Below are 9294 nucleotides of genomic sequence, written 5' to 3'. Positions count from 1 at the left end.
GTCCGGAGGGGGCGGGAGGAAACCAGGAGGCCACGGTGGCGTAGTCAGGCTTGCCGTTGGCCAGCCGGGGCAGTTCGCCGACCAGCCGCACCTGCACCGCGGCAGGAGGCAGGCGGAAGAAGGCGGCCACGAGCTGTTCGGCGGTCGCGGCGGCGTCCGGATCGGAGCCGGCGATCGCCACCAGCAGCCGCTGATCGTCACCAGTGCACAGGGCAGGGTGACCGTGTTCGCCGAGCACCTGCTCGACCCGGTCGAGATCGACCCGCAGGCCGAAGGGCTTCACGAACCGCCGTGCCCGCCCGGTGATCTCGTAGAGCCCCTGCGGGTTGCGCCGGCCCAGATCGCCGGTGCGGAGCACCTCGACGGTTCGGCCGAGCGCCAGGTCGCTCGGTGACTCGGCGTAGCCGAGCATCACGTTCGGCCCTCGGTAGACCAGCTCGCCCTCGCCGGCGGGGAGCCCTTCGACCGGTTCGATCTCCAGCGATCCACCCGGGACGGGGACGCCGATCGAGCCCGGATGGCTGGCCGCGAGGTGGGGTGGGAGGTAGGCGATGCGGGCCGTGGCCTCGGTCTGGCCGTACATGACGTAGAAGTCCCACCCCCGTCGGCGACCGAGCTGCGCATACCACCTCACCCGCTCAGGCGACAGGCGTCCGCCGGCCTGGGTGACGTAGCGCAGGTGCGGGAGATCGAGCTCCTCGAAACGGACCCGGTCCAGCAGATCGAAGGTGTGGGGCACCCCGGCGAAGCTCGTGGCCTGCTCCCGGTGGAACGCGTCCCAGAAGCAGGTATCCACCACCGAGAGACCGGTCACGAGCAGGCTGGCTCCCCGGCTGAGGTGGCTGTTGATAACCGAGAGGCCGTAGCAGTAGGCCATCGGCAACGTCGTGGCCGCACGGTCACGTTCGGTCAGCTCCAGGTAGTCGGCGATGGCCACGGCGTTGGACTGCAGGTTCACCTGAGACAGTCGGACGAGCTTCGGTGACCCGGTCGAGCCGGAGGTGCTGAGGACCAGCGCGAGCTCGGGGTGCAGCTCGTGGCGGGTTCCCTCTCGCCGTTCGTCGACCCACCAACCTTCCTGGCCCGCTGACAGCACCACATCGGGGTCGTAGTGCGCGACCAGGCGCTCGGTGAATGGCGAGCCGGCCGGGGTGACGATCACCGGGTGATCGGCGGCAAGGCAAGCGAGGTAGGCGACGATTGAGTCGAGGTTGTTGCCGGCTTCGAGCAGCACCAGCCGACGAACGGGGCCGAGGCGGTCGACGAGCGCCTGGCTGCGGTGGCTCAACTCGGCGTACGTGAGGGTCTGGCCCTCCGAGGTGACCAACGCGAGGCGACCACCGTGGCGGCCGAGGTTCGCGGCGAAGGGAGTGGGCGTGGCTCGGCACCGTTCCCGGGTGGCGACTGTCATGTTAGGGTAGCCTAATACTGATATGGAGGAGAGCTGAAATGCTGGTCCGGGCTCGCCGGCCGGCCCGCCGTGGCCCCCAGACCACCGGCCCTCAGACCATCGTCTGGCCCGCGCTGGTGTTGACCGCTTCACCGGTGATAGCCGCAGCCTCCTCCGAGAGCAGCCAGCAGATCGCGGCGGCGATCTCCTCCGCGCGCTGCAGCCGCCGGAGGGGGATCTCCCGTTCGAGATAGGCCTCGAGCCCCGCGGGCCCGCCGAGCAGTGACTCGAACAGTCCGCCGGGGTTGATGAGATCCGTGTCGACCGTGCCGGGGCACACCGCGTTGACGGCGATACCGGACGGACCGAGCTCGAGCGCCAGGCACTGGGTGAGCAGGATCACGCCGGCCTTCGCCGCGCAGTACGCGCCCAGCAGGGGGAAGGCTCGCTTGCCCGCCTGGCTGGACACGTTGCAGATCCTGCCCTGGACCCCCGCGTCGATCATGCGGCTCGCGCAGGCCTTCGACACCAGCCACGTGCCCACGAGGTTCACGTCCAGCACGTGTCGGAACTCGTGGTGAGGCAGGCTCACCAGCGGGCCGAGCCCGAAGCCGGGCCCGCTCCCACCGGCCACGTTGGCCACCGCGGTGATGGTGCCGAGGGCCTCCGTCGCCGCGGCCACCGCGGCTTCGACCTGCTCGGGGTCCGACACGTCGGCGCGCACCGCGACCGCCCGCCGGCCGAGGGATTCGATCTCGCCCACCACCGCGTCGAGATCGTCCGCGGTGGCGGTTCGGTGCGCGGGGGCCTCGTCGTAGGGCCGGGCCAGGTCGAGGCACGCGACCGACGCCCCCAGCTCCGCCAGGCGACGGGCGGTGGCCCGTCCGATGCCCCGAGGGCGAGCAGCGCCGGTGACCAGGGCGACGGTGCCGGCGAACGGTTGGTGGCTCACAAGGGTCTCCTTCGTCGAGCGGACCGGATCCTATGACGAAGGGCCAGGCGCTCGACGGGCGGTGGCCCGGCTGGTCAGGTCCTGGAGCGGGCCGGTCAGGCCTTGGAGATGGTGTCGCCCCGGCGGATCGCGCCACCGCGCACGACGCGGGCATTGACCCCCCGCAGGCGGAGCTCGCACCCGATGGGCGAGTTGACGAGTCGGACGGCGTCGGGGCCGAAGCGGCGGCTGAACTTCGCGCAGCCCCGATGTGGTTGGGCAGTGATCTCGATGAGGGCGTCACCGATGGCGAGCCTGCTGCCGGGGGGGAGGTTGGCCTCGCTCAGGTCGAGGTCCACGTAGAGCTGATCGCCTGCTTCGGGCCAGCGGTCCCGTGGGCCCGCCAACAGCTCCATCACCCGGGCGCTCACCAGCGTGAGCTGTCGGTCCGGGTCGGGGCCCTCGGGTCGGCGCGTGCTGGTGCGGGTCGACCACGAGTCGCCCACCAGGCCCGAGGCGACGTCAAGCTGAGCCTCGTCGAGGACTTCGCGCTCGTCGACTGCCGGACGGCGCACCAGCAGCTCGACGGTGCCGTGGTCGGCCGGGGCTTGGCGGATGCGCTCGAGGTGTGCTGCGAGCAGGCCTTCGCCGTCTGTGCCGTCGGCTCGATCGCCGCCTGCGGTGGTCATTCCGACGAGTGTGGTGGACGAGCCGATCGGGATCCAGCGCGATCAACCGCCGTGTCGTGGAGGAGCGCAGGTCAGGTCGTCGCCCACGGTGGAGTGGGCACCAGCACGCAGCGGGTGCCGCGGTAGATGGTGGGCATGCACTTGTTGCAATGGATGCAGAGGCCCTCGTCGGTGGTGCCGTCCCGGAGCCGGTTGACGAGGTCCGGCTGGCGCAGCAGTGCCCTGCCCATGGCCACGAAGTCGAACCCTTCCCGCATCGCGTGCTCGATGGTGTCGCGGCGGTTGATGCCCCCGAGCAGGATGAGCGGCATCGACAACGCGGCCCGGAACTGGCGGGCGTAGGGAAGCAGGTAAGCCTCCTCGTACGGGTAGGTGGGCAGGAACCGGCGCCCGAACAGCTTGAAGCCGGTGCGGATCGGCTGGGGGAACACCCGGGCCATCTCGTGGATGGGCGCCTCACCGCGGAAGAGGTACATCGGGTTCTGCAACGAGCTTCCGGCGGTGAGCTCGAGCGCGTCGAGGCTGCCGTCGCCCTCCAGCAGGCGGGCGATCTCGACGCTCTCGTCGAGCCAGAGGCCACCGGGCACGCCGTCGGCCATGTTGAGCTTGGCGATGACGGCCAGGCGGTCGCCCACCGCCTCTCGGACCGCCGCTGCGACCTGGCGGGCGAAGCGGCTGCGGTTCTCGAGGGAGCCACCCCACTCGTCGGTGCGCTTGTTGAGCCTGGGGCTGAAGAACTCGCTGATCAGGTAGCCGTGTCCGAAGTGCAGCTCCACCGCGTCCGCGCCCGCGGTGGCGACGCGGCGGGCTGCGTCGGCGAAGTCGTGGGTGATGCGACCGATGTCGTCGGGGGTCACGGCGCGGGTGAACCGCATGGCCAGGGGACTGAAGATCCGCGACGGCGACAGCCCCCGGTGGCCGGTGGCCGCGGCCACTGCGCCCGCGTGGCCGATCTGGACCGAAACGGCGGCGCCCTCGGCGTGCATCTCCTCGACCAGTCGGGCCAGCCCGGGCACGGCCACCTCGTCGAGGATGATCTCGTTGGGCGTGCCGCACCCTTCCGGTGACACCGCGCAGTAGGCGATCGTGGTCATGCCCACGCCGCCTCGCGCCACCGCGCGGTGGAACTCGATCAGCCGGTCGCTGACCACGTGATCGGGGGTCGCGCCTTCGAACGTCGCCGCCTTGATCACCCGGTTCCGCAGGGAGACGGGGCCGAGCCGGGCGGGAGCAAAGGGGTCGGGGGCCGTGGTCGTCATGGTCTCATCATGGCCCGAAGATGAGCCCCCGACGGACGGAGGCGGGTGCGCGCCAGAGCGGCATCGTCCCCGTCGCCGGGTCGTACTGCTTCAGCCACATCGGCAGGAACACCGGGTCCGCGAAGTCCCGGGGATGGTGAGCGGGTAGCGCCGAGGCTGCCATCACCGGTAGCACCGCGAACGCCAGACTCACCGACCAGCGCAGCAACCGGACGTAGGTCACCGGCTTGAGCGCCCGACCCGAGCCGAGGACCATGAGGAGGGTGCCGAGGGTGGCGAACCACGCCAGCAGGGTGAAGGTGGTGAGCATCGCGAGCGAGTAGCGCACCCGTGACCCGTCGATCGCCTCGAACACGTCGTAGGCCACGTTCTTGTGCTCCACCTCCTCGGCGAGGTGCCAGAGGAACAGCGTGGTGGCGATCGAGTCGCCTTCGTCGAAGAACTCGTCGAGATGGGCTTCGGACCAGCGGGCGAGCGCGAAGGCGATGGTCTCGCTCGCCGCGGCGAACGCGACGTTGAACCGGACGCTGCGCGTGCGCCCCAGCCAGCCGTAGGATCGCTCGATCCAGCGTTCCAGGCGGGTGATGCCGCGGTAGCGGCTGGCGACGAGGTCGTTGAAGCGGCGGTGCTGGCGGTAGTGGCCCGACTCCTGGCGCAGGAACGACTCCACCTGGGGTCGGAGCCGCTGGTCGAGCTGGGGGAGCGCGGCGCGGATCGAGCGGATGAAGTAGGGCTCGGCGTAGGGCATGAGCAGCGAGACGCTGTTGGCTCCGAACGCGAACTCCGGCAGCCGTCGGTTCCAGGCTGGGTCGAGGTCGTCCGGGTATTCGAACCGGACCCGGCGAACGGGCAGCGCGGGCGGCGGCGCGGGGTCGGTGCTCAACCGGACCGGTCCCGCAGCTCGTACTTGAGGACCTTGCCGCTGGCGTTGAGCGGAAAGGCCTCCACCACCTCCACCGATCGCGGGACCTTGAAGTTGGCCATCCGCTCCCGGCACCACCCGATCAGGGCGTCGGGGTCGATCTCGGCGCCCGGACGCGGGATCACGAACGCCTTGCCGACTTCGCCGAGGCGGTGGTCGGGCACGCCGACCACCGCCACCTGGGCGACGGACGGATGCTCCATCATGATGTTCTCGATCTCGGCGGGATAGGCGTTGAACCCCCCGACGATGAACATGTCCTTGAGCCGGTCGGTGATCCGCAGGTTGCCCTGCTCATCGAGCACCCCGATGTCGCCGGTGCGCAGCCACCCGTCGGGGTCGATCGCGGCGGCGGTGGCCTCGGGATCATCGAGGTAGCCCTTCATCACGTTGTAGCCGCGCACCAGGACCTCGCCGGGCTCGCCTATGGGCACGGACCGGCCGCGCTCGTCGACGAGCTTCACCTCGACGCCGGGGATCGGCCGCCCCGCGGTGTGAGCGATGGTCTCGGGGTCGTCATCGTGGCGGCACATGGTGGCGATGCCGGTGGCTTCGGTCAGCCCGTAGCCGGTGACGATGGTGGTGAAGGTGAGCTCGTCGCGCATGCGCCGGATCATCTCCACGGGCACGGTCGCGGCGCCGGTCACCGCCAGGCGCAGGGTCGACAGGTCGTAGGAGGCCAGATCCGGATGGTCGAGGATGGTCTGGTAGATCGCCGGCGGTCCCGGGAGCATGGTGACCCGCTCCTGCGCCACCCGGCGCATCAGCGAGGGCACGTCGAACACCGGGTGGGGGATGATCGTCGCTCCTTTGAGTAGGCAGGCCAGGATGCCAGCCTTCAGCCCGAACGCGTGGAAGAACGGGTTGACGATCAGGTAGCGGTCGCCCTCCCGGAGCCCGACCACGCTGGCCCAGCTGTCGTAGGCCCGGATCGACGCCCCGTGGGTGAGCATGGCGCCCTTGGGCCGACCGGTCGTGCCGGAGGTGAACAGGATGTCGCACACGTCGTCGCTGCCGAGAGCCCGGACCCGCTCGGCGACCTGGGACCGGTCGATGGCCTCGCCGCGACCGAGGAAGCTCTGCCAGCCGCTGCAGCCGCCCGGCACCGCGCCTCCCATCACGATGGTCTCGCCCAGCGCCGGCAGCTCGTGGTCTCGGAGCAGCTCAACGTAGTCGGTGTCGAGGAAGTCGGTCACGGTGAACAGCAGGCGTGCTCCTGAGCGCTGCAGGATGTAGGCGGCCTCGTGCCCTTTGAATCGGGTGTTGAGGGGCACCACGACCCCGCCCGCCCGGTAGGTGCCGAGCGCGGCGATCGCCCACTCAGCTCGGTTCGGTGCCCAGATCGCCACCCGTTCGCCGGGCTGGATCCCCGAGGCCAGGAGGGCCCGGGCCGCTTGGTCGGCCTGCTCCAGCAGGCCCTCGAAGGTCAGTCGCAGGTCACCGTCGACGAGTGCCTCCCGGCCGGCGAAACGGGCCGCAGCCCGTTCGAGCACCAGTGGCACCGACGGCGGCAGGTCGGTCTGGTCCCCACCTTGCTCGGCAGTCCGGTCAGCCACGTCGATCCCTCGCCTCCTGTTCCTGACGGCCTGTTCTCGCCGGTGCGTGCTGGCGGTGCGCGGCGGTCTCCGAGGGGTTGCGGCACCACGAGCTCGCCTGATGGGCAGTGTTCGTCGTGGCGACAGTACCGAACGTGGCGGCCGCGAACGAGCGTCCTGTTGTTTGAACCACCGTTCACAAAGCGCGATGCTGGCTCGCGCATGACTGGGGCGCGCATGACTGGGGAGGGTCGGGCCGCCACCGCGCCTACGGGTGTGATCACCGACGAGGCGATCAAGCGGCTCCGGGCTCGTATCGGCGTGCCGGAGCCGCATCCGGTGCCGCCGCACTACCGCCGCCCGGGCGAGGACGCGTTCCGCCACGTGGCCGAGGCGTACGGCGACGACAACCCGCTCTACACCGACCCGGTCTATGCCGCCTCGACCCGGTGGGGTGGGCTGATCGCCTCCCCGGTGCTGGTCGGGGGCGACACCCTCATCGGCGAGGATGAGGTCACCGAGGTGCCGGCTGCCCAGCGCGACCTGATGAGGGGCGACCCGCTGCGGGGCGTGCACGCGTTCTACGCCGCCAGCGTGCGCGAGTGGTGGGCGCCGCTGCGCCCCGACCATCGGGTGTGGCGCCGCAACGCGCTGGTCGGGGTGCTCGACAAGCCGAGTGAGTTCGCGGGCCGGGCGGTGCACGAGTGGACCGCTCAGGTATTCCGGGACGACGAAGGCACCCTGCTCGCCGGCCAGTACCGCCTGATGATCCGCACCGAGCGCCGCAAGGCCCGGGAGCGCAAGAAGTACGACGACGTGGCGCTGGTGCCCTACACCGACGAGCAGATCGCCGAGATCGAGGCCCAGTACGCCAGCGAGCGGCCCCGAGGCGGTGAGCCTCGCTGGTGGGAGGACGTGGCCGAGGGCGACGAGCTCGGTCCGATGGTCAAGGGGCCGCTGACGGTCACCGACATGGTCTGCTGGCACGTGGGGATGGGGATGGGCCTCTACGGGATCAAGCCCCTCCGTCTGGGGGCGCGCAACCGGGCCCGGATCCCGCGCTTCTATCACCGCGACGAGCTGAACGTCCCCGACGTGATGCAACGGGTCCACTGGGATCCGGCGTTCGCCCAGCGCGCCGGCAATCCCACCACCTTCGACTACGGCCGGATGCGCGAGACCTGGCTCATCCACCTCTGCACCGACTGGATGGGCGACGACGCTTGGCTGGCCCGGCTGGAGTGCGAGTTCCGGCGCTTCAACTACGTGGGCGACACCCAGTGGCTGCGGGGGACCGTCACCCGCCGGTATCTCGCCGATGGCGATCGGCCCGCGGTCGACGTCGAGCTGCGGGCCGAGAACCAGCGTGGGGAGTTGACCACCCCTGGTCGGGCCACGATCCTGCTGCCGAGCCGTGAGCACGGCCCGGTGCGCCTGCCCGATCCACCGGGGAGCTCGAGTGACCTCGCCGGAGTCCTGGAGGCGATCGTTGCGAGGTTCGACCGGTGAGTGTCTACGAGTCGGTGGAGGGTCTTCAGGTGTCGCTCGAAGGCCCGGTCCTGCGACTGGTGCTCGATCGGCCGGAGAAGCGCAACGCGATCGACGACGGGATGATGGTTGCGCTCGTCGAGAACATCGATCTCGCCGGTCGTGATGAGCAGGTGCGGGCGATCGTGCTGGCCGGTGAGGGCGGGCACTTCTGTGGTGGGGCGGACATCGTGGCCCGCAACGCCGAGAGCGAGGGCAGACCTCGGGTGGGCAGCGTCCAGCGGCGGGTGCCCTCGCTCGCCCACCGGCTGATCCCGTTGATGCTCACCGTGCAGACACCGATCGTGTGCGCGGTGCGAGGGTGGGCGGCCGGCATCGGCTGCCAGCTCGCGTTGGCCGCCGACTTCACGATCGTGGCCGAGGACGCCACCCTGTGGGAGCCGTTCCTGACCCGTGGTTTCACCCCGGACAGCGGGGCCACCTGGCTGCTACCACGGCTGGTGGGATTGGTGCGGGCCCGCGAGCTGTTGCTCCTCGGCCGCCGGCTCGACGGTCGCGAGGCCGTCGAGTGGGGGCTGGTCCACGCCGCGGTTCCCGATGCAGAGGTGGCAGACACGGCCGACCGGCTCGCCGAGGAGCTCGCCGCCGGCCCCACGGTGGCCCTGGGGCTGACCAAGTGGCTCCTCCACGCGGGGTACGACGCGTCGCTGGAGCAGCAACTCCGCGCCGAGGCGTTCGGCTTGGAGCTCTCGTCGCGCTCCGAGGATTTCCGAGAGGGTCTGCGGGCGTTCCGGGAGAAGCGCCCACCCCGGTTCAGTGGGCGGTGAGGTGGAGGTGATCGACGCGACCGACCGGGTGCCGATCACCCCGGAGACCGAGGTCGACGAGGCGGTGGCGATCGTGCGGGCCTGGGTGGCCGAGCACGTGCCCGCCGCGTGGCGGGAGGCGGCCGCAGGTGGTCCGCGTGCCATCCGCGAGGTGCGGTCGCGGGCGGCATACGAGGCCTGGTACCCGGTGTTCGGCGCGTCGGGCCTGGTGGTACCGACCTGGCCGGTGCCCTACGGGGGGTTGGGTGTGGGG

Annotated in this window: 8 protein-coding genes and 1 pseudogene; 3 read left to right on the top strand and 6 right to left on the bottom strand. The window is 70.8% G+C overall.

The genetic code is table 11. The features are described from left to right. The 6 genes from V7004_RS13785 to V7004_RS13760 all read right to left on the bottom strand — a co-directional run. On the bottom strand, positions 1 to 1411 hold a 1411-nt coding region (locus V7004_RS13785; protein ID WP_334144685.1), incomplete at its 3' end, for an AMP-binding protein. 91 nt (positions 1412 to 1502) lie between these two features. Next, the gene (locus V7004_RS13780; RefSeq protein ID WP_334144684.1) at positions 1503 to 2342 is read right to left on the bottom strand and encodes an SDR family NAD(P)-dependent oxidoreductase; all 840 of its coding nucleotides are present in this window, start codon (positions 2340 to 2342) and stop codon (positions 1503 to 1505) included. 95 nt (positions 2343 to 2437) lie between these two features. Then, entirely contained in the window at positions 2438 to 3010 is a 573-nt protein-coding gene (locus V7004_RS13775) for an MOSC domain-containing protein (RefSeq protein ID WP_334144683.1), read from the bottom strand. A gap of 71 nt (positions 3011 to 3081) precedes the next feature. Continuing rightward, positions 3082 to 4269: an NADH:flavin oxidoreductase gene (locus V7004_RS13770; protein ID WP_334144682.1), complete on the bottom strand. Its 1188-nt coding sequence runs from the start codon at positions 4267 to 4269 to the stop codon at positions 3082 to 3084. Positions 4270 to 4276: 7 nt separating this feature from the next. After that, positions 4277 to 5152 carry a metal-dependent hydrolase gene (locus V7004_RS13765; protein ID WP_334144681.1) on the bottom strand — a complete coding sequence of 292 codons (876 nt, stop codon included), beginning with the start codon at positions 5150 to 5152 and terminating at the stop codon, positions 4277 to 4279. After that, complete coding sequence (locus tag V7004_RS13760) at positions 5149 to 6747, bottom strand: FadD3 family acyl-CoA ligase (RefSeq protein WP_334144680.1); 1599 nt, start codon at positions 6745 to 6747, stop codon at positions 5149 to 5151. Before V7004_RS13760 ends, V7004_RS13765 begins: the two co-directional genes overlap by 4 nt. A 201-nt stretch (positions 6748 to 6948) precedes the next feature. Between V7004_RS13760 and V7004_RS13755 the strand changes: the two genes are divergently transcribed. The 3 genes and pseudogenes from V7004_RS13755 to V7004_RS13745 all read left to right on the top strand — a co-directional run. Next, positions 6949 to 8235 carry a hypothetical protein gene (locus V7004_RS13755; protein WP_334144679.1) on the top strand — a complete coding sequence of 429 codons (1287 nt, stop codon included), beginning with the start codon at positions 6949 to 6951 and terminating at the stop codon, positions 8233 to 8235. Then, the gene (locus tag V7004_RS13750) at positions 8232 to 9041 is read left to right on the top strand and encodes an enoyl-CoA hydratase/isomerase family protein (protein ID WP_334144678.1); all 810 of its coding nucleotides are present in this window, start codon (positions 8232 to 8234) and stop codon (positions 9039 to 9041) included. Before V7004_RS13755 ends, V7004_RS13750 begins: the two co-directional genes overlap by 4 nt. A 1-nt stretch (position 9042) precedes the next feature. After that, positions 9043 to 9294 (top strand): annotated as a pseudogene (locus tag V7004_RS13745) (acyl-CoA dehydrogenase family protein); the annotation flags it as partial.

The sequence above is a fragment of the Rhabdothermincola sp. genome, from assembly GCF_036846205.1.
Lineage (GTDB): Bacteria > Actinomycetota > Acidimicrobiia > Acidimicrobiales > Acidimicrobilacustridaceae > Rhabdothermincola.
The sequence above is the reverse complement of the archived record's forward strand: the minus strand, read 5'-3'. Positions and strand labels throughout refer to the sequence as shown.

Bases quoted from the DNA above. Each gene is read 5' to 3' on its own strand.
- V7004_RS13775 (WP_334144683.1), bottom strand. From the start codon at position 3,010: ATGACCACCGCAGGCGGCGATCGAGCCGACGGCACAGACGGCGAAGGC.
- V7004_RS13770 (WP_334144682.1), bottom strand. From the start codon at position 4,269: ATGACGACCACGGCCCCCGACCCCTTTGCTCCCGCCCGGCTCGGCCCC.
- V7004_RS13755 (WP_334144679.1), top strand. From the start codon at position 6,949: ATGACTGGGGCGCGCATGACTGGGGAGGGTCGGGCCGCCACCGCGCCT.